The following is a 19436-nucleotide window of genomic DNA, read 5'->3' on the forward strand; positions in this document are numbered from 1 at the left end:
CCGCCCGAGCCACCGGACCCGCCCGAGCCGCAGGACCCGCTGCGCCCACCACACCCTCGGCACCCGCCCTGTCCGCCGCTTCCACCCAGTGGGCGAGCTGGGATACCGAATCCGTCGAGCGAGTAGTGCTGCGTAACAGCAGCATTCAGCTCCTGCATTCCGAAACATATTGTTAAGACACTGTTTCGGTGCTGCTCTCGCGCAATCCTGGTTCCGGTCGACTGTGTCGATCATGGTGGTGTGGTCCGCCCCGACCAGGAGGAACCACTGTGGCACAGGTCATTACCGTCGATTCACCCGCCGGGCTCCGCGCCGCCGCGACCGAGATGGACGACGTGTACGAGGCGGTCAGCCACACGGTCACCACGCTCTATGAGACCCTCACCCGCCTCGGCGACCCGATCTCCGCGGTGCCGAGCGGTACCTCGGGAAGCGCCTCGGCCACGGTGGTGAGCTCCACCGAAAGCCCACGCCCGCCGTGGGCCACCGACGCCACCGGCCGCAAGTTCGCCTCCGGCGCTTCGGGTTACGTGGCTATGAGCGTCGACCTACTGCAGGGGGGCTTCGACCTGGCGCAAACACTGACGGAGTTCGCCAAGGGCATGCGACAGGCCGCCGACGGTCTACAGGGTGCCGACGAATACTCCGCGCGGGGCTGACCGATTCTGCACCGAGAACTCTCCGGGCCTCACACCGGCGGCAGGTGGCAGACCTGGATCAGTTCGCGACTTCGGGTGCGCGACACCAGCATTCCGCGCCCGGTGGGATACTGCGCCGGTCGCACATCGCTGAGCAGCACGCCCTCGTCCTTGGGTGTGCTCATCAAGATGCCGTCCACCGACATGTCTTTCAGCGGACCGAGCACACCGTCGTAGAGTGCCCGCGCCGCGCCGCCCGCCCGCCGCGCGATGATCAGGTGCAGGCCGATGTCGCGGGCTTGCGGGACCAGATCCATCAGCGGTAGCAGCGGATTGTTGGCGGCCACCATGTCGTAGTCGTCGACGATCACATACACCTCCGGCCCGGTCCACCAATTCCGTTCGCGCAGTTGCGCGGGGGTGATGTCGGCACCGGGCAGGCGGGCGGAGACGAATCCCGCGACCTCCTTCAGCGTCGGGATCGAGGTCTGCGCGGAGGTGGAGTACCCGGCCAGATGGTTGGTCTCGATCGCGCCGAGCATGGTGCGCCGGTAGTCGACGAGGATGATGCGGGCCTCGTCCGGACCGCAATTCTCCACGATGCTCTGCGCGATGTTGCGCAGCAGCGTGGTCTTGCCGCAGCCGACGTCGGCGAAGATCATCAGATGCGGCTGTTCCGCGAAATCCAGGACCATCGGCTGCAATTCGGACTCGCTGAGTCCGATCAGCACCCGCTGGTTGTCCAGCACCAGGCCCTGCGCACGGGCCGTCGCCAGTACCTGCTCGCGCGGAAGTTCCAGTGGCAGCATCCGGACCGCGGGCGCGCGCCGGTCGCCGTAGAGCTCGGTCAGCGCCTCCTTGGCCGCGATGACCGCCTCGGACAACGTGTTCGGGTCGACGTCGGAATCCAGGCGGGGCAGTGCGAGCAGCATGTGCAGCTTGTCCGGGCTGAGGCCGCGACCCGGCCGATTGATCGGAACCCCTACGGCCGCACGGCGATCCATCTCCGAGTCGGACGGATCACCGAGGCGTAGTTCGATCCTGGTGCCGATCTGGTCCTTGACGGCGGGCCGGAACTCGGCCCAGCGGTTGGCGCCGATGATCAGGTGGATACCGTAGGACAGCCCGCGCGCGGCCAGCGCCTGCACCTGGGGTTCGATCAGCTCGAATTCCTCGCGGAACGCGGCCCAGCCATCGATCACCAGGAAGACGTCGCCGAACAGGTCCGCGGCGAGTGGATGCGCGGCGCGCTGGTCCTGCGGCAATGCCGCCAGCTCGGACCGCAGCTTGCGGAAGTCACGCATGGATTCGATGCCCAGCTCCAGGAATCGAGCCTCGCGCTGGCGCAACAGGGTACTGAGCTCGGCGACCGTGCGGCGCACCCGATCACTCTCGAGCCGTCCGGCGGCGGAGCCGACATGCGGCAGGCCGTTGAGCGCCGCGAGGGTGCCACCGCCGAAGTCGAGGCAGTAGAACTGCACCTGCTCGGGGGTGTGCGTGGCCGCAGCGGCCATGATGATGGTGCGCAGCGTGGTGGACTTACCCGACTGTGGTCCGCCGACGACCGCGACATTGCCCTGTGCGCCGGCCAGATCGATGGTCAAGACGTCGCGCTTCTGCTCATACGGCTTGTCCACGATGCCGATCGGCAGCCACAGCTTGCCGTGCACGTTTTCCGGCGAGCGCCAATCCGACTGCGGCAGCAGCATATCGACGGTGGGGGAGAGTTCGAGCGGCGGCAGCCACACCTCGTGCGCCGGACGGCCGTGGCCGACCAGCCGCTCGACCACGGTCTGCAATACGGAGCGTTCGACGCCGCTCGGCGGCGTCTCGGCGAGCAGCTCGCTGAGGTCGGGGAGCGCCACCTCGACCACCGACGGCGTCTCCGTCGTGACCTCGGCGGTACCGGCGGTGAACACATCGACGACGCCCATCGCTGGCGCGATCGGACCGCCGCCGGTCGGCCGAGTGGTCGGCGGCACATAGGGACCCGAAACGTAGGTCGCGTTGAACCGCAACGGATCCGAGGAGTCGCTCTTCAAGTATCCGGCGCCCGGTTGGCCGGGCAGGTGGTAGGCGTCGGTGATGCCGAGCACCTGACGAGATTCACCGGCCGAGAAGGTGCGCAGGCCGATCCGGTATGACAGGTGCGAGTCCAATCCGCGCAGCCGGTTCTCCTCCAGCCGCTGCGAGGCCAGCAGCAGATGTACCCGCAGCGAGCGGCCCAGTCGGCCGATCATTACGAACAGCTCGGCGAAATCCGGTTTCTGCGACAGCAATTCGGAGAACTCGTCGACGATCACGAACAGCGCGGGCAGCGGATCGAGCGGGGCGCCGTTGGCCCTGGCCTTCTCGTAATCGGTGACGTTGGCGAAGTTTCCGGCCGAGCGCAGCAGTTCCTGGCGGCGGTTCAGCTCGCCGGCCAGCGCGTCGCGCATCCGGTCCACCATCGAGAGTTCTTCCTCGAGGTTGGTGATGACGGCGGCCACGTGCGGCAGCGGATCGAGGCCGAGAAAGGTTGCGCCGCCTTTGAAGTCGACGAGCACCAGATTCAGCAGGTCGGGTGAATGGGTGGTCACCAGCGACAACACCAGCGTCCGCAGAAACTCGGACTTGCCGGAACCCGTTGCACCGATACACAATCCGTGCGGACCCATGCCGTTTTCGGCGGATTCCTTGATGTCGATCTCGACCGGTGTTCCGTCGGGGGTGACACCGATCGGCACCCGCAGCCGCTCGCGAAAGGACCGGGGCCGCCAGACCGTGTTCGGGTCGATGGTCGCCGCGTCCGGGATCCGCAGCAGTGCCATCAGGCCGGGGTCACCGCTGCCGCCGTCACCGAGATTGACGATCTGTGCGGTGGTGGCGATCCGGTAGCGGGACATGCCGCGCGAGAAGGTCGCCGCCACCGCCGAACTCACCAGGTCCGGGTCGGCGAACTTCTCTACCGAACCGCCGGTGCGGGCGCCGATCACCCCCTCCTCGACCACCAGCTGCAGCCCGCGCCGCACTGCGAGCCCGGTCTGCGGTGCGGTCAGGTCGAGCACGGTCACCGAGTCGAGGCCCGCGTCGCTGATGGTGCGCTCTGAGCCGCTGACATACCCGTCGTCGATCACTACCACCACATGCAACCGGCCCGCGGTCGGCGGCGCGTTGCGCAGGAACCGTCCGCGTTCCAGCAGGTCCTCCGACAGCGCGGTCTCCAGCTCCGACAGCGATTCGTACAGCATGCGGGCCGTGCCGATACGGTCCGAGTCGCGCGGATGTTGCAGGTGCGGAAGCCATTTCGTCCACGCCCAGGTGTCGGACTCGGGGTCGGCGGTGACGATGGCGAACACCATGTGGTCCGGACCGTGGAAGGTGGCCAGCTCGAGCAGCATCGCGCGCACCAGCGTCCTACCGTGCTCGCGGGGACCTTCGATATTGACCGCGGGAAACGCACGCAGCGAGATCGCGGTCGGCAGCGCGTGCACCACCGAATGGGTGCGGACGAAACGCCGCAGCGCCACCGTGCCCACCGGTTCCAGGTCTTCGAGCGGGCCGGTCTCGGGCCGTCCGAGCTTGGTGGCGATGCGATGGCTGCCGATGCCGATGCGCACGTGCCCGAAGTCGGGGTCGTTGGGTCGTCGCTCCCACATGCGCCGGGTGCCGATCAGCGCCTGCAGGTCGATCGGGTGCGGGTGACTCCAGGTCAGCGACTCACGTTGCAGCGCACCGGTATCGCGCACATCGCGGCGCAGCTGGTCCAGATAGCGGAAGTAGTCCTTGCGTTCCTCGTTGAGTTCGGCCGCCTTCTTGGTGCCGCCCTGCCCGCGTCCGGCCATCATGCCGACCATCGACATCAGCATCATCATCGGGAACATCATGGTCATCGGGTTGCTCAGCATGGCCTTGCCGCTCATGGTGACCATCAGCACCACCATGCCGACCATGGCGACCACCATCACCACCGGCATCAACCGCTGCCACAGCGGGCTCGGTATCGGCGCGGTGATCTCGGGCGGCGCGTTGAGCACCACCTCGCCACCCGGCGCGCGCGGCGGCGCGATTCGAGCCACCCGGATGAAGCCCTGCGTAGTCATGACCGCTCCTCGGTCTCGTCGCCAGGGAAGGCGAGTGTTGCGCGTTGTTCCCGCCGGAACGGAATCGACAGGGCCTGAACCAGGCCGAGCAGTGCTAGGCAGATCACGGCCCCGGCCTCGCCGATCCAACGCGGCCAAGGGTTTTCGGGTACCGGCGGGATCGGCGCGGCGATCGGTATGCCGGCCGCCGGGTCGCCTGCGGTCCGGGGCGTCAGCATCGCGGTGAGCGCGGCGACGGGGTCGATCATGCCCGCCCCGATCCGGCTGTCGCGCCCGGTGCCCGGCCCGTGCGCGGTGGCCGTGATGCGGTTCATCACCTCGGCCGCGGACAGCTGCGGGTAGCGGGCGCGGACCAGCGCGGCCAGACCGGCCACGTAGGCGCTGGCGAAGCTGGTCCCGTCGACCGGGGCAACCTGGCCGTTGGACTGTGGCGTGCCGTTGACCAGCCCGGTACCACCGGAGGTGCTGTCGAGCGACATGAGATTGCTGCCGGGCGCGGCGACCCCGACCCACGGTCCGTAAAGGGTGTACGGCGACGGTGATCCGTCGGCCTCGACCGCGGCGACCGTCAATACATAGGGAGCGAACCAGGCCGGGGCCGCGATGGTATTGACCGCATCCCAGCCCGCGGTGCCGTTCTGGTCCTTGCATGCCCCCTGGGACTCCAGGTTGCCCGCCGCGGCAACGACGACGACATCGTGGTCGTAGGCGTATTTCAGAGCGGCGCCGAGCATTCCGTCCACCGGGTCGGTGCCGACCGGGCGACAGGACACCTCCGAGATGTTGATGACGGTGGCGTGCAGGTCGACCGCGTGCACCACCGCGTCGGCGAGGGTGGCGACCGTCCCGAAGCCGCCTGCCGACATCCCGCCGGGATTGTCTGTGCCGTAACTGTTCTTGGGTTCGTAGGCCAGGCTGGTCTGGCGGATCGACAGGATCGTCGCCTGCGGTGCCACGCCCGAGAAGCCGTCGCTGCCGTCCGGCGCCGGGTGCGCGGCGATGAGTCCGGCGACCAGCGTGCCGTGCCCGTCGCAGTCGACGGTGCCGTTGGAGTCGGCGACGTAATCGCCACCGGGGACCAGATTCAGGCGAGGGTGCGGATTGACGCCGGTATCGATCACGGCCACGGTTTGCCCGTCACCCCTGCTGAATTTCCAGGCTGCTTCGAGCCCGAGCGCCTTCTGCACGGCGGGTATCCCGACCGGCGGGGGACCGGTCCAGATCGGGTGCGAGCAGAGCAGTCGCTGCTGTGCGGGTTCCGGTGGCGCCACCGGGGCGTTCGTGACCAGCGCACCCGGATCCACCTCGGGCGGGGCCACACCCTGCGCCGTGCCGATCGGCGCGAGCGCCAAGCCCAGTGCCAGCCCGGCCGCGCAGCCCCGCAGCACCGCGCGCCGGGGCTCAGCCATGGCGCGCGAGGGAGTAAATGTCGAGTATCCAGAAGGCCAGCGGGCCGATCGCGCAGATCATCAGGTATTCCAGCAGCTCACCCGCGCGTTGCACGACCGGCGACACCTCCAGGTGTGGACCGGCCACGCCGATCAGCACGGCCAGCACCGCGAACACCACCAGCGCGCCCGCCGCGGGGAGCGTCGCGTCCGAATTCCGCAGACCCACCACCACGGCCGGTACCACCAGGCCGGCGCAGCCGCCGAGCACCAGGGTCGAGGCCTGGGTCAGGTCGGCGAATCCGCGTCCGCGCCTGGCCAATACGATCCCGACCGCACCGGCCAGCGCCACCGCGTTCCAATGCGTCGCGGTCACCACCGTCGTGATCGTCGCGCTTACGGTGACCGCCACGATCGCGATGATCATGCCGGATTGGTACTGGTTCGCCAGCCGGGAACGCAGGCCGAGCCCGGCCGCCGACGGAATCGACGTCGCGCCGATCGCGCCGATGCCTTCGATATTCGGGCGTGGCTCGTGGTCTCGCGGATCGATCGCGCCACCGGCCGTCGGTACCGGCGGCACCGGCAGCCGGGCCGCCGCCACCGCGATGCGCGGCGCCAGCGTGATGCCGATCAGCGCCACCACGATGACCGCCGCCGCGGCCTTCGACGGTGCCACGTGCCACACCGTCACCGCGCCCGCGGTGCCCGTGCCGAACACCGCCAGGCTGATCACCGCCGAGAACATCGTCTGGCCCGCACCGACAATCCGCAGCGCGATCACCGCGAGCAGCAAGGTGGCCGCGCTGCTCAGCAGTAGATGCGGGGCGCCGAGCGAACCGGGCACCAGCGCGGCCGCGCCGCTGCCCGCCAATAACAGCCCGCACAGCGACAGGCCGGTCGCCGCTGCCGCCGCACCGTAGATCCGGGCGACGAGCGTGGCGGCGACCAGCGTCAGCAGTCCGGCGACGAGGCCGCTCACACCCGCCAGGATGCCCGAGCCGTGGGTCGCCGCGACCAGGAGCAGCAGGCATACACCGACGGTGGCGGCAACGGCGGCCGCCAGACCCGCCCGCCCGGACGAACCGGATGTCCAACCGCGGAAAGAACTTTCGGTCAACCGGGCAACGGCGTCGATGACATCGTCGAACAGCGCGGGCGATTCGGCCGAGTCCACCGCCCGCAGCACCAGCAGTTCACCGTCGAAGACTTCCGCGTCGGTCAATGTGCGCGCGGGATCGATCGCGCTGTGGCCCAACCGTGCCAGCGTCCAGTGCTGGGCCGCCAGCGGGCCGCCGTCGTCGTGCTCGGACAGGTCCGGATTGCGGGATGCGATGAGCTCCACCACATCCGGGATGAAATTGGCGATCGCGACCGCCGTGGGCAACACCACGTCCACCTGGGTATTTCCGCCTATCACGGAAACACGGCACCGCTGCGGCTCGATAGCCGTCGACTCCATCACCTAAACGACTCCCGAAGTTCCTGGTCTCGATCTTCGGCAAGGTATCAATCGGCAGACGGCGCGGCACCCGTGGTGAACAGAGTTCGCCTCGTCGTAACCGCGCCGCGGAGACGACATGCGGAAACCCTGGTCATGCCCTCGGGAGTATGTGAACGGTCCGTGAATGTCCGGTAGGCGCGGTTTGTTTCGAGGCGACCAGTGCGGGCGATGGCCGCTACATTGCCGGGCATGTCAGCCAACCGGCAAGCGCAACAGATCTTCGACGCGGGCGTGCTGTCGTTGGGTGTCATGGTCGACGGTCGACAGGCCGCGAAGGATCTCGACTACGCCAAAGCCGCCTTCCGCCGTGCCACCGAACTCGATCCGGGCATGTGCGATGCCTGGCTGGGCCGGGTCACCGCCGGTGAGGTGACTCCCGATGTGCTGCAACGGCTTTACGAGACCTCGTCGACTTCGCTGCTGCGCGAGCAGCGGCGCCTCGGGTTGCCGCCGCGACAACTGTCGGGCCGGTTCCAGATCGGTCAGTACATCGACTATCCGATCGCCAGCCTGACCGAGATCTGGCTCGCCCAGGCAATGCGATTGATCGACGACAAGCGTTTCGGCGATGCCGAGCAACTTTTGGACGAGCTCGCGGCCCGACGCCGCAAGATCGTCGATGATCCCGACCGGGTGGTCGACGATCAGGTGTGTGCCTATACCCGCGCCGTCCTGCACTTCATTACGCAGCGCTGGCCGGACGTGATGTCGGTGCTGGTCGGCTCCGCGGAGTGGCAGGACACCTACATGGCCGCGGGTGCGCACGTCATGGTGGGCACCGCGTGCGCGCACCTCGGATTGTTCGGCGAGGCGACCCGGCGCTTGGAGATGGCCGAGCGCGGTCCCATTCCGGCCGCGCGCATCGCGGCCATGTACTGCCGCGGCCTGTGCGTGCGCGAGCAGGGCAACGAGGACGAGGCGCGCGCACTACTGGAGACCGTCTACACCCAGGTCCCCGACTTCGCGGCCGTCGCGCAGGCGATGCACGACCCCAAGTTTCGCATCGTGGTCACCACCAAGGAACAGCTCGAATCCCGGGTCGACCGTTGGGATCCGGCGTCGGCGCCGTCACTGGAAGAGGCCGCCCAGGAGCAGCAGCAGCACAAGGCCGAGGGGATCCTGGCCGCCGCCCGCGCGGAATTGCAGGCGCAGATCGGCCTCGGCGCGGTGAAGGTCCAGGTCGCCAAGCTGCAATCCTCGGCGACACTGGCGCAGATCCGGGCCGAGAAGGGCCTCACCAGCATGCCGCGTGGGCAGCATCTAGCCTTCACCGGTCCGCCGGGAACGGGTAAAACCACCATCGCCCGGGTGGTGGCCAAGATCTACTGTGGCCTGGGCCTGCTCAAAACCGACAAGGTCGTGGAGACCAAACGCTCCGATTTCGTCGGCCAGCACCTCGGCTCCACCGCCATCAAGACCAACAAGCTGATCGACTCGGCAATGGACGGTGTGCTTTTCGTCGACGAGGCATACACGCTGATCCAGACCGGACTGTCCGGTGGTGATGCCTTCGGCCGTGAAGCGGTCGACACCCTGCTGGCGCGGATGGAGAACGATCGCGACCGGCTGGTGGTCATCATCGCGGGCTACGACGGTGAGATCGACCGATTTCTGGCCAGCAACGACGGTTTGGCATCCCGCTTCTCGAAAAGGGTCAAATTCGAGTCATATTCGCCGACGGAACTGTGCGACATCGGCACATTCATTGCGGGCAAGCGTGATTCGACGATCTCCGACGACGCGATCGAGCTCCTGCGCTCGGCATGCACGGAGCTGTACAACGCCGAGCGCACCGATCAGAGCGGCCTGCCGCGGCGCGGCGTCGACATCGCGGGCAACGGCCGGTTCATCCGCAATATCGTCGAAACCGCCGAGGAGGAGCGGGAATACCGGCTCGCCATGGACGACACGCTGGATCTGCGGGCATTGGACCAGGAGACGCTGATGCGGATCGAGGCGGCCGACATGCGCCAGGCGCTCGACAGCGTCCTGGCCACATTGACCTAGCGGGCATCGAACTGATGGCAACGGAACCCGTCATCCTGGTCACCTTCGCGGGGCGACGGGACCGGATGGAGCTGCTCGCCTGCTATGCGGGCGAGGCGATTCGGCGCGGTCTGATCGACGAATGGCATGTCTGGGACTTTTCCCGGAACGACGACGACGCCCGCTGGCTGGCATCGCGCTTCCCGATCGTCGGCCGTACCGCGGACGATCCCACGTATTCCGCTGCGGGCGAGCTTGTTTCGGACTCTCCGTGGCGCAGCCGGGTGCGCGCGGCCAATGATGCTCATATCGGGTTGGCACCTCGGGACGAGGATGCTCCGGCTTACGAGCTGGTCATCGGTGGATGGAACAATCAACGAACCGTGCTTCGTCAGGTACGCGCCGGCGAACTGTTTGTGCACGAGCACGAGTCGCGTGCTGATCGTCCGCCGCCGGTCGCCGATCTCTACACGCCAGGCATTCTGTCGCAGAATGTATTTCGCGACCTGGAGGTATCGGTCGGAGCGTCGGGCCTTGCGCTCAGCGTGGACGGAAACACTGTGCTGGCAGATGTCGGCGGCATCGGTGCGTACTGCGTCTACGTGAAGACCGGGTACGGCTCCGACGGCGAATGGCGTTTTCCCGATCTGGCGGCGACGGAGTACCGCTACCGGACCGCCGTCGGTGGCCAGGGTTGGGCCGAGTTCTACCGGTTCTACGCCGTCCGGGCCGAATACTATGCCGATGCCGTCTTCTTGAAATGCGATGACGATGTCGTCTACCTGCAGCTCGATCAGCTAGCGGAATTCATCCGATTCCGGCGGCAGGAACCGAACTTTTTTCTCGTCAGCGCCAACGTCGTCAACAACGGTGTGTGCGCCTATTACCAGCAGCAGTCCGGCGCGATACCGCACGACCTGATGCGGCTGGAGTTGCCTGCGCAGGGATTCGGCGGAACCCTCTGGGCGAGCGGCACCTTGGCGTCGATACTGCACCATCACTTCCTGGACGACCAGCGACCGTTCCAGGAAGTGCCGCGAGCGCCGATCCCGTGGCAGGACCGTCTCTCGATCAACTTCATCTCCTGGCTCGGCACGGACCTGTCGTACCTGTCCGCCGTGGACGACGACGAACATCTGCTGTCCGTGGTGATCCCCGGTTACCTGGGCCGCCCGAACTGCATTTTCCCCGGATTCCTGGTCAGCCACCTCTCCTTTTTTCCCCAGGTCGCCCAGCTCGACCACCATGCCCTGCTGGCGCGATACCGGATCCTCGCCAAGGAGAACGGTCTTCCCGATTCATCTGAAGAACGCGGCTAATCCTTCGGCGGTTTCGGCCGGTGCCTCCTCGGGGAGGAAGTGGCCGCAGTCCAGTGCTCGGCCTTGTACGTCATCTGCCCATGAGCGCCATATGCCGAGAACGTTGTAATTACTGTGCAGGTGTGCACGAGAACCCCACAGTGCTAATAGTGGAGAGGTAATGCGGCGACCCGCGGCGCGGTCGGCTTCGTCGTGCCGGATATCCAGGCCGAACATTGCGCGGTAATCTTCGCACATGGCATGAACGGTTTCCGGATCGGATACTGCGCGCCGGTAGATCGCCAGGGCGCTGGGTTCGAAAAGATTGGCGTGTTTGCCGAAATAAAATGTCTCCGGGTCTGCGGCGATCAGTTTTTCCGGAAGGGGCGCGGGCTGGCCGAGAAAGAACCAGCGCCACAGTGAATGCGCCAACTGTGCGTTCATTCCGGCCATGGCGTCCAAGGTCGGTACCACGTCCAACACCGCGAGGCGCTCGACCCGTCCGGGGTGATCCAAGGCCAGCCGGTAGGCGCAGCGGCCACCCCGGTCGTGCCCCGCGACCGAAAACCGCTCGTACCCCAGCAATGTCATCAGTTGTGCCTGATCATCAGCCATCGCGCGTTTCGTGTACGGCGCGTGGTCGGGAGTCGTCGGCGGCTTCCCGCTGTCTCCGTAGCCGCGCAGATCGCTGGCGATGACGGTGAATTCCTCCGCCAACCGCGGTGCAACGGCGTGCCACATCGCGTGCGTCTGGGGAAAACCGTGCAGCAATAGCAATGGTCGTCCGGTGCCGCCACGTACGCCATGGATCCGCACGCCGGAGACCTCGAAATCGAACGCTGCAAAGCCGGTGAACACCTCCGCAGTGTAGCGCCGGGGCCGCCGGTGGCGAACAATCTCTATCCTATTACCCGTACTAGATAGTGTATCTGTCAGGGTATATCGGATTGGCATTGACCGAAGTCGGCGCCATTTCTATCGTTGGGCTTGGCCGCGAAGACCGAGGGGGCATCGAGTTTCGATGATGATACGACACCATTATTAGGGGCAAACCCGATATAGGGGGGATCCATGGCAGGGCATTCCATGACGATGAGCCAGACCGAGAGGTCGGCACTCTGGAAACAGCGGGTCTTCGAGGCAGCGGCGGGCATGACGCGGTACCTCACCGAGCAGCACGGTGGTCGAGACCACGGTGACTGGCTTCGGCTGTGCGCGCAGATGTTCGCGGATCTGCCCGACGATGCGGACTCCGCGGGGTGGCAGCGGATCTTCTTCCGGGCACAGGCCCTGATGGAGCGTTTTCTGCTGACCAGGTACGGACACGGTGAACTCAAAGGGTGGGCGGACGCGAACGCCGAGGTCCACCGATATGTCGAGCGGGACAACGGCAATGGTGCGCTCGACCCGGCGCTGCGCATTGCCCGCCAGGCAGAGCTCTACTCGTCCGATCACCGAGTGCTGGACGCCGGCCCGGATCGAGCCACGATCGAGATCGATCACTGCGGCATCTGGGACTACCGAGAGCGGGCCCGTGCGCGCGGCGTGCCGATCACGCTCGATTCGCCGTGCGAGTACTGCACCCATGCGATCGGCGCGAACGTGGCTGCGAAAGGTTTCCAGTCGCGGTACACGTTGATCGACGGCGCCAACGGTCACGGATGCCGGTGGGAGATCACGGCCCCGACCGGCGCGCCCACGATGTCCGCGGATGAGAGCTCATGTGCGGGATAGCCGGATGGGTCGATTACGGGCGTGATCTGCGCACCCACGAAGGCACGGTTCGTGCCATGACGCAGACGATGATTCGGCGCGGTCCCGATGCCGGCGGCGTGTGGCTGTCCGAGCGCGCCGCGTTCGGACATCGTCGCCTGGCGGTCATCGATGTCGATCGTGGCACGCAGCCGATGGTCGTTCGCGACGAGGACGGCGGCGTGCGGGCCGCGATCACCTACAACGGCGAGGTATACAACTTCCGCGAACTCCGCGCGGAACTCACCGCGCTCGGGCACCGCTTCGATACCCACTCGGACACCGAAGTCGTGTTGCGTGCGCATCTGGCGTGGGGCGCGGGGGCGGCGGAGCGCCTGAACGGTATGTATGCCTACGCCATCTGGGACGCTCGCACTGAACAGGTGCTCCTGGTTCGCGACCGGCTCGGCGTCAAACCGCTGTACTACGCACCGGCGCCCGGGCGGCTGTTGTTCGGATCCGAGCCGAAGGCGGTGCTGGCCAATCCCTTGTTCCACCCCGAGCTCGACGCCGAGGGGATAGCCGAACTGTTCTCGGTGCCGACCGCGCCGACCCCGGGGCACGCGCTCTATCGCGGACTGTACGAAGTTCGTCCCGGCCACCTGGTTCGGTTCTCGCGGGCGGGGCTGCACTCGGCTCGCTATTGGGAACTACCGTCGGCCGAGCATCGCGACAGTCCGGAGCAGGCGGTGGCGCACGTACGCGAGCTGCTCGCCGATGCCGTAGGTCGTCAGCTGATCAGTGACGTTCCGCTGGGTTTGCTGCTGTCGGGTGGTCTGGATTCCAGTGCGCTCACCGCACTCGCCGTCGCGCCGGGCGCGGCGGCGACGGACAAGATCTCGACCTTTTCCGTGGGTTTCCCCGAGGACGAGTCACCCGAGCGGCTCGGCGCGTGGAACGTCGCCGACGACGAGCCCTATATCCGCGAAGTCGTCGCCGAACTCGGTACGGCCCACACCTCGGTCGCGGTGACCGGGGGCGGGCTGCTGGCGCATCGTGGCGCCGGACTGGCGGCACGCGACCGGCCCGGCTGGGGTGAACCGGACACGTCACTGCACGTGCTGTTTCGTGGTGTCCGCGAACAGGTTACGGTCGCGCTGTCCGGTGATGTCGCCGACGAAGTGTTCGGCGGCTATCCGTACTTTCACGATTGCGGTGGTCCACTGGACGAATTCCCGTGGTTGCGAGACAAGGGCTCGCCCGCGGAGCTGCTGCGCGACGACGTCGCACACCTCGCGCGCCCGCGCGAGTACGCGCGCGAACGCCTGCGCGAGGCCATCGCCGAGGTGCCGCGGCTGCCCGGGGAGCACGAATTCGACCGGCGGAAGCGGGAAATCTCCTATCTCGCCCTGACGCGTTGGCTACCGGCCCTGCTGGATCGGACGGACCGGATGAGCATGGCCGTCGGTCTCGAGGTGCGCGTGCCGTTCGCCGACCATCGCCTCGTCGAATACCTGTGGAACGTCCCCTGGCGGCTCAAGGCCGAGGGCGGCACACCAAAGGCCCTGTTGCGCAAGGCCATGTCCGGATTATTGCCGGACCTGGTCCTGAACCGTCCGAAGAGCGGCTATCCGGCGAGCTCGGCCCCTGCCTACCGGCGCGCGGTGCGCGACGAGGTCGAGGAGCTATTGCGCCGGGACGCCCCGGTGTTCCAGCTCGTCGATCGCGCCAAGGTGCGGCGCTTGCTGGACGACGGTGCGGTGTTACCCGGGCCGCGCGCCGCGCCGCACCCTACGGGGGGCCTGGAATTCCTTGTGGCCGTGAACTCTTGGTTGAGCACCTATCGGGTGCGGATCACGTGAGCGGCCGATTACCGCGCGTCGAGTACGCGCCGATCCCAGAGGACGAATGCGCATGACCGACACCGAGTACCTCGAAACCGAGTACCTCGAACCGCGCGCGACGGACCGCTCCGGCGGGTTCGATGGCGCGCCGCCGCTGGCGGTGGATGTCGCACCGTTGGGTGCGCTGACGGGCGACCGTTACCTGGCGTCACTGGACGACGGGCGGGCCGTGTGGTTGGACGGTCGGCAGATCGACAGTGTCGCGGAGCATCCCGCCTTCGCGCCATCGGTCGCCGAGTTCGCGCGGCTGCTGGACCTGCAGCACGATCCGGAATACCGGGAAACACTGACCGTCGAGGATCCCGCGACGGGCCTGCGCCTCGGTCGTGGCTACCATCCGCCGCAGACCCTGGATGATCTGCGTGCCGCGCGGCGCGGCGCCGCGGTGTGGATGCGCGAGTCGTGGGGACAACACGGCAGAGCGCCCGCGTTCATGGCATCGATTGCCGTGGGGCTGTATGACTTTCGGCACCGGCTGGAGAGCAACCGCGCCGGCTTCGGCGCGCACGCCGCCGCCTGGTATCACTACGCCGCACATCGAGATCTGCTGCTCACCCATGCCCTGGGCGACCCGCAGATCGACCGGAGCGCCGACGTGGTCGACCATCCCGACCATGCCCTCCGGATCCTGAGCGAAGACGCGAACGGCATCGTGGTGCGCGGGGCGAAACAGCTGGCCACCCTCGCGCCCTTCGCGCATGAAGTGCTGGTCTACCTTTCCGCCTCGTTCGCCCAGCGTGGCACTGAACAGTTCATCGTCTGGTTCGCGCTGCCGATCAACGCGCCCGGGCTGCACATTCTGTGCCGGGAGCCGTTCGGCACCAGCGGGCATGGCCATGCCCGCCCCTTCGCCTCCCGGTTCGACGAGCAGGATGCGATGCTGTTCTTCGACGATGTGCAGGTGCCGTGGGAGCGGGTCTTTCTCCTGCACGACGGTGCGCTGGCGCGGGAGGGGCTCGGCCGGATCACCGCGTGGAGTCAGTACATCGGCCAGATCCGCTACCAGGAACGGCTGCGCACGCTACTCGGTGTCGGCACCCTGATCGCCGAAGCCATCGGCGTCGACCAGTTCCGCAACATCCAGGAGGAGCTGGGCGAGCTCGCCGGCTACGTCGAGATCCTGGACCATTTCCTCGCGGCGGGCGAGGCAGGCGCAGGCCGGACGGACAGCGGCCTGCTGGCGCCGGGGCCTACGCCGGCCGCGGCGATCTGGGCGGCCGCTGTGTCCGGCCACGCCGTGGACATCGTTCGGCGGATCGGTCAGTCCGGCACCCTCATGCAACCGACCGAAAACGATCTCGCCAATCCCACACTGCGCACCTTTCTCGACCGCTACATGCACGGCAAAGACATCGGCGCCGCCGCGAAGTCGCGCCTGTTCCGCCTGGCCTGGGAGCTGACCTCGGACAGTTTCGGCCAGCGCCAGCACCTGTACGAGTCCGTGCACCGCGGCGACCTCGCCCGCAATCGCATCAATCTGCTCCGGCGCCACGACCAGACCGAGGTCCGGGAACGCATCCAGCGGCTGATCTCGCGACCGCTCTGATGACTAGTGAGAGCGCCGCGTCCGACGTGGTGACCCAGGCACAGAACCTGGCCGACTATGACGAGGCCAGCCGATTGCGCCAAGCCGAGGACATCGACTGGGTGCTCGGCATGGCACCGCGGCCCCCGCGACGAATCGCCGACCTGGGCTGCGGCACCGGCACGCTGCTCGCGACCGCGCTGGACCGGTGGCCGGTCGAACGCGCACTCGGCATCGACGGCTTGCCCGCGCGGGTGCGGGAATCCCGCGCGCGGTTGGGCGCGCGGGCTGCGGTGGAGCTGGCCGACCTGCGCGAATTGCCAGATCGCGCAGAGGCTTTCGATCTGATCACGATGACGTCGGTGCTGCACTGGCTGTATCCCGACGAGGACCGCGTAGCGGCGTGGATAGCAGCGCATCTCGCACCGGATGGCGCATTTCTCGTCACCACCCACCATCCCGATCTCGACAGTTCGGGGCGCGGGGGCGAGGACACGATTGCCGCCGAGGCCCTCGCCCTGATCGGAGCCGAACCGGACCGGCTCGAGGGCGTGATCCCGATGGGCGCACGAGCGCGACCGGCCGACGATATAGGCGCGATCCTGAACCGGCGGCTCGTCATCGATGCCGTCGAGGATCGCCGGGTATCGGTGCGGGTGGTCGATGCCGAGCAGTATCGCCGCTTCCATATCGCCACTTTCGGAACGTATTTCAGCCGGGTCGTGCCGGATCGCCAAGAGGACTATTTCCAGGCCGTCGGCGCGGTCGCCGCGCGCCGAATGGCCGAATATGACGAGGTCTACCGGATTTCCGTGCGGGCCTGGCGAGCCGTCCCACGCTGACCCGCTCGGTCCGCGCTCAGGGGGTGTGTGCCACTCACAGCATGAACGGAGAACTTGTTGACGTCCGCGAAGCGCACTAAAACCAATCCATCCGATGGCGAAACTACAAGGAATCGCATGTCTCGCACCGCCGAACGCGCAATCGCGCCACCATCTCAGGTGGCGTGGGTTCGATATTGCGGCGTCTACCTACTGCTCTTCCTGATCGGCACCGAAACATTCCTCATTTCCCCGCTGCTGCCGACGATTGCCTCGTCCGTGCGGGTCGGCACGGCCGCGGCGGCGAGCGCCGTGACCGCCTACACCATCGTCTACGCGCTCACCGCGCCGTTCCTGGGTGCGGTTTCCGATCGGTTCGGACGCAGGCCCACCATTGTCATCGGCGCCGTCCTGTTCCTGCTCGGCAACGTAATGGCCGCTCTCGCCGGGAATCTCGGTGTTCTCGTGCTCGGCCGGGTGGTCGGTGCGCTCGGCGCCGGATTCGCTGGACCGTCGATTTGGGCGCACCTGTCCGAGACTTCGGGCGAGGCGGTCCGCGGTCGAGCGATCGGCCTCGGCATGGCCCTGTTTTCCGCAGGACAGGTGCTCGGCGTCCCCGCGGGTGGCTTCCTGGCCGGCTGGGGCGGCTGGCACGCGCCGTTCTGGGTACTGGCCGCGCTGACCGTGCTGGCACTTCCGTTGCTGCACAGCCAGACTCGTACGCCGGACCGGCAATTCGAGCGGCGACCGCTGCGGCTCGGGGCGGTGTTCGTGATCTGGCGCGACCAGACGGCGAGACGCGCGCTGATCGTGGTGCTGCTGCTGCAAGCCGCCAGTCTCGGGGCCTACACCTTCCTCGGCGCGGTGCTGCACGACCGTTTCGACCTGTCGGTCGGCGCGCTCGGCGGGCTCGGCGTGCTGGTCGGGATCGGGAGTGCGCTCGGATCGCTGTTCGCCGGGCGGATCGGCGACCGGGCCCGGCGGCACGGTCGCGACGACGCATGGTGGATTCCGGTCTGGGCCGTTGTGCTCGGCGTTTCGGCGGTGCTCGCGGCCTGGGGGGCGCCCTTGGTCCTGGTGGCCGCGGTGGTACTGGTGTGGTTCGTCGCCAGCGGCGCCTTCGTCACGAACGTGCAGACCTTGCTGCTGACCACGCGCCCCGATCTCGCCGCCACCGTCAGTTCGTGGAACAGCGCGACCCTGTACGCGGGTGCCGCGATCGGGGTTGCCGCAGTGGGGGCGTTCGCGAACGCGGCCGTCGGCATCGCACTGGTCGGCGGCGGACTGGCCCTGCTGTCCGCACTGACTGCGCTGCCGTTGGCGAGCCGACCTCGGTCGGCCGAAACCCGGACCGAGGCTGGTGAGGATTCGTGAATGCCGTTTCACCACTGACGATTCCGGCGGACGAGCCGCTGGCATCGAGCGCCGGCGGACCGGCCTTCGACGCGCCCGCGTTGACCGGGATGCGCGCGATCGCCGCCTTCATGGTGATGGCGCTGCACGTGGGGATCTACACCGGGCAGGTAGCCTCCAGCTGGCTGGGGATCGGGCAGGGCGGCCCGCTCGGGATCGTGCTGGCGCGCTGCACGGTGGCGGTGCCGGTGTTCTTTGTGCTGTCCGGGTTTCTGCTGTATCGGCCCTACGCTGCGGCCGGACTGGCGGGGCGCGGACGCCCGGCCACCCTGCGCTATCTCGGGCATCGAGCGCTGCGCATCCTGCCCCCGTATTGGATGGCCGCACTGGCGGCGCTGCTGCTGTTCGCGCCGGTTCACCCGTGGGCGGCCCTGCGCGCGCTGTTGTTGCTGCACATCTACGGGCAGGGTGGCATCCCGGCCGGGATCACACAGACCTGGAGCCTGGCGACCGAGGTCGCGTTCTACCTGGTACTGCCGCTCATTGCTGTTGTGCTGCACCCACTCCTGCGCCGACCCGCCATGGCCTTCGCCGCGCTGGGGGTGCTGGAGGTCGTCACGATCGTGTCGGTGCTGGCCACGCACGTGCCGTCGGCGGGCGCCTATCCGCAGGCCAATTTCTGGCTGCCGGAATATCTCGGCTACTTCGCTGCCGGTATGGCGCTGGCGGTGGTGTCCGCGTCCGGCGCCCGGTTCGGTGCGCTGGCCCGATATCCATGGGCCGGATGGGGGGTGGCGCTGGTCGGATACATGCTGCTGTCGAGCCCGATCACCGGCAGCACCAGTTTCTATCCCACCGTCGGTCAAGCGCTGCTGGAGCACGTGCTCAATATGGTGGTCGCGGTCGCGCTGGTGGCGCCGTTGCTGGCGGCGCCGGCGCGGGGACCGGCTCGGCCGCTGGCCCAGGGCATCCCCGCCTGGCTCGGCCGGATCTCCTACGGCCTGTTCCTCTGGCACATGGTGGTGGTCGAAAGCTGGTTCCGGCTCACCGAAACCGGGCCGGGCACGGTGTCTTTCGCCTTATTGTTCCCGATCACCGTTGCTGTCACGACGGTACTCGCTTGGCTGTCCTACATTTTGATCGAAAGCCCCGCGCGTCGATTGCGCCGCGCGTTCCCGAGCACCCGGAGGAAGACCGCCGATGGCATTGCCGAAACAACCGCTTCGCTGGGGCGTTAACCTCCCG

General features: G+C 67.5%; 13 protein-coding genes. 9 read left to right on the top strand and 4 right to left on the bottom strand.

Features of this window, described 5'->3' with window-relative positions; genetic code table 11:
- The first annotated feature begins 269 nt into the window (after nucleotides 1-269).
- A complete protein-coding gene (locus tag ABZ942_RS40830; RefSeq protein ID WP_357391631.1) occupies nucleotides 270-659 on the top strand; it encodes a hypothetical protein in 390 nt (129 codons plus the stop codon).
- Nucleotides 660-688: 29 nt separating this feature from the next.
- On the opposite strand, the gene eccCa is transcribed toward ABZ942_RS40830, so the two are convergent.
- Genes eccCa through eccD form a run of 3 tightly spaced genes read right to left on the bottom strand, consistent with a single transcriptional unit; the run spans nucleotide 689 to nucleotide 7528 of the window.
- A complete protein-coding gene (gene eccCa, locus ABZ942_RS40835) occupies nucleotides 689-4720 on the bottom strand; it encodes a type VII secretion protein EccCa (RefSeq protein WP_357391632.1) in 4032 nt (1343 codons plus the stop codon).
- The gene (gene mycP, locus ABZ942_RS40840) at nucleotides 4717-6129 is read right to left on the bottom strand and encodes a type VII secretion-associated serine protease mycosin (protein WP_357391633.1); all 1413 of its coding nucleotides are present in this window, start codon (nucleotides 6127-6129) and stop codon (nucleotides 4717-4719) included. The genes eccCa and mycP overlap by 4 nt, the downstream gene beginning before the upstream one ends.
- Complete coding sequence (gene eccD, locus ABZ942_RS40845) at nucleotides 6122-7528, bottom strand: type VII secretion integral membrane protein EccD (protein ID WP_357391634.1); 1407 nt, start codon at nucleotides 7526-7528, stop codon at nucleotides 6122-6124. The genes mycP and eccD overlap by 8 nt, the downstream gene beginning before the upstream one ends.
- Nucleotides 7529-7801: 273 nt before the next feature.
- On the opposite strand from eccD, the gene eccA reads away from it, so the two are divergent.
- Both eccA and ABZ942_RS40855 read left to right on the top strand, forming a co-directional pair.
- Nucleotides 7802-9619: a type VII secretion AAA-ATPase EccA gene (eccA, locus tag ABZ942_RS40850; protein WP_357391635.1), complete on the top strand. Its 1818-nt coding sequence runs from the start codon at nucleotides 7802-7804 to the stop codon at nucleotides 9617-9619.
- 14 nt (nucleotides 9620-9633) lie between these two features.
- Nucleotides 9634-10917 carry a hypothetical protein gene (locus ABZ942_RS40855; RefSeq protein ID WP_357391636.1) on the top strand — a complete coding sequence of 428 codons (1284 nt, stop codon included), beginning with the start codon at nucleotides 9634-9636 and terminating at the stop codon, nucleotides 10915-10917.
- Here the strand turns inward: ABZ942_RS40855 and ABZ942_RS40860 are convergent.
- The gene (locus tag ABZ942_RS40860; protein WP_357391637.1) at nucleotides 10897-11754 is read right to left on the bottom strand and encodes an alpha/beta hydrolase; all 858 of its coding nucleotides are present in this window, start codon (nucleotides 11752-11754) and stop codon (nucleotides 10897-10899) included. The genes ABZ942_RS40855 and ABZ942_RS40860 overlap by 21 nt on opposite strands.
- Before the next feature lie 213 nt (nucleotides 11755-11967).
- On the opposite strand from ABZ942_RS40860, the gene ABZ942_RS40865 reads away from it, so the two are divergent.
- The 6 genes from ABZ942_RS40865 (at nucleotide 11968) to ABZ942_RS40890 (ending at nucleotide 19429) form a co-directional block, all read left to right on the top strand.
- Nucleotides 11968-12630 carry a hypothetical protein gene (locus ABZ942_RS40865; RefSeq protein WP_357391638.1) on the top strand — a complete coding sequence of 221 codons (663 nt, stop codon included), beginning with the start codon at nucleotides 11968-11970 and terminating at the stop codon, nucleotides 12628-12630.
- A complete protein-coding gene (gene asnB, locus ABZ942_RS40870; protein WP_357391639.1) occupies nucleotides 12618-14450 on the top strand; it encodes an asparagine synthase (glutamine-hydrolyzing) in 1833 nt (610 codons plus the stop codon). The genes ABZ942_RS40865 and asnB overlap by 13 nt, the downstream gene beginning before the upstream one ends.
- Nucleotides 14451-14502: 52 nt before the next feature.
- Nucleotides 14503-16038 carry a 4-hydroxyphenylacetate 3-hydroxylase N-terminal domain-containing protein gene (locus ABZ942_RS40875; RefSeq protein ID WP_357391640.1) on the top strand — a complete coding sequence of 512 codons (1536 nt, stop codon included), beginning with the start codon at nucleotides 14503-14505 and terminating at the stop codon, nucleotides 16036-16038.
- Nucleotides 16038-16859, top strand: coding sequence for a class I SAM-dependent methyltransferase (locus ABZ942_RS40880; RefSeq protein WP_357391641.1), 822 nt, complete (start codon nucleotides 16038-16040; stop codon nucleotides 16857-16859). The genes ABZ942_RS40875 and ABZ942_RS40880 overlap by 1 nt, the downstream gene beginning before the upstream one ends.
- A gap of 117 nt (nucleotides 16860-16976) precedes the next feature.
- The gene (locus tag ABZ942_RS40885) at nucleotides 16977-18212 is read left to right on the top strand and encodes an MFS transporter (RefSeq protein ID WP_357391642.1); all 1236 of its coding nucleotides are present in this window, start codon (nucleotides 16977-16979) and stop codon (nucleotides 18210-18212) included.
- Nucleotides 18209-19429 (top strand): acyltransferase, encoded by a 1221-nt coding sequence (locus ABZ942_RS40890; RefSeq protein ID WP_357391643.1) that lies wholly within the window; start codon nucleotides 18209-18211, stop codon nucleotides 19427-19429. Before ABZ942_RS40885 ends, ABZ942_RS40890 begins: the two co-directional genes overlap by 4 nt.
- Nucleotides 19430-19436: the final 7 nt, after the last annotated feature.

The organism is Nocardia sp. NPDC046473, from assembly GCF_040645995.1.
Taxonomy (GTDB): Bacteria; Actinomycetota; Actinomycetes; order Mycobacteriales; family Mycobacteriaceae; genus Nocardia.

Excerpts from the sequence above, each read along its gene's own strand:
- eccCa (WP_357391632.1), bottom strand. The coding sequence starts at position 4,720 with ATGACTACGCAGGGCTTCATCCGGGTGGCTCGAATCGCGCCGCCGCGC.
- mycP (WP_357391633.1), bottom strand. The coding sequence starts at position 6,129 with ATGGCTGAGCCCCGGCGCGCGGTGCTGCGGGGCTGCGCGGCCGGGCTG.
- eccA (WP_357391635.1), top strand. The coding sequence starts at position 7,802 with ATGTCAGCCAACCGGCAAGCGCAACAGATCTTCGACGCGGGCGTGCTG.
- ABZ942_RS40855 (WP_357391636.1), top strand. The coding sequence starts at position 9,634 with ATGGCAACGGAACCCGTCATCCTGGTCACCTTCGCGGGGCGACGGGAC.
- ABZ942_RS40865 (WP_357391638.1), top strand. The coding sequence starts at position 11,968 with ATGGCAGGGCATTCCATGACGATGAGCCAGACCGAGAGGTCGGCACTC.
- asnB (WP_357391639.1), top strand. The coding sequence starts at position 12,618 with ATGTGCGGGATAGCCGGATGGGTCGATTACGGGCGTGATCTGCGCACC.
- ABZ942_RS40875 (WP_357391640.1), top strand. The coding sequence starts at position 14,503 with ATGACCGACACCGAGTACCTCGAAACCGAGTACCTCGAACCGCGCGCG.
- ABZ942_RS40880 (WP_357391641.1), top strand. The coding sequence starts at position 16,038 with ATGACTAGTGAGAGCGCCGCGTCCGACGTGGTGACCCAGGCACAGAAC.
- ABZ942_RS40885 (WP_357391642.1), top strand. The coding sequence starts at position 16,977 with ATGTCTCGCACCGCCGAACGCGCAATCGCGCCACCATCTCAGGTGGCG.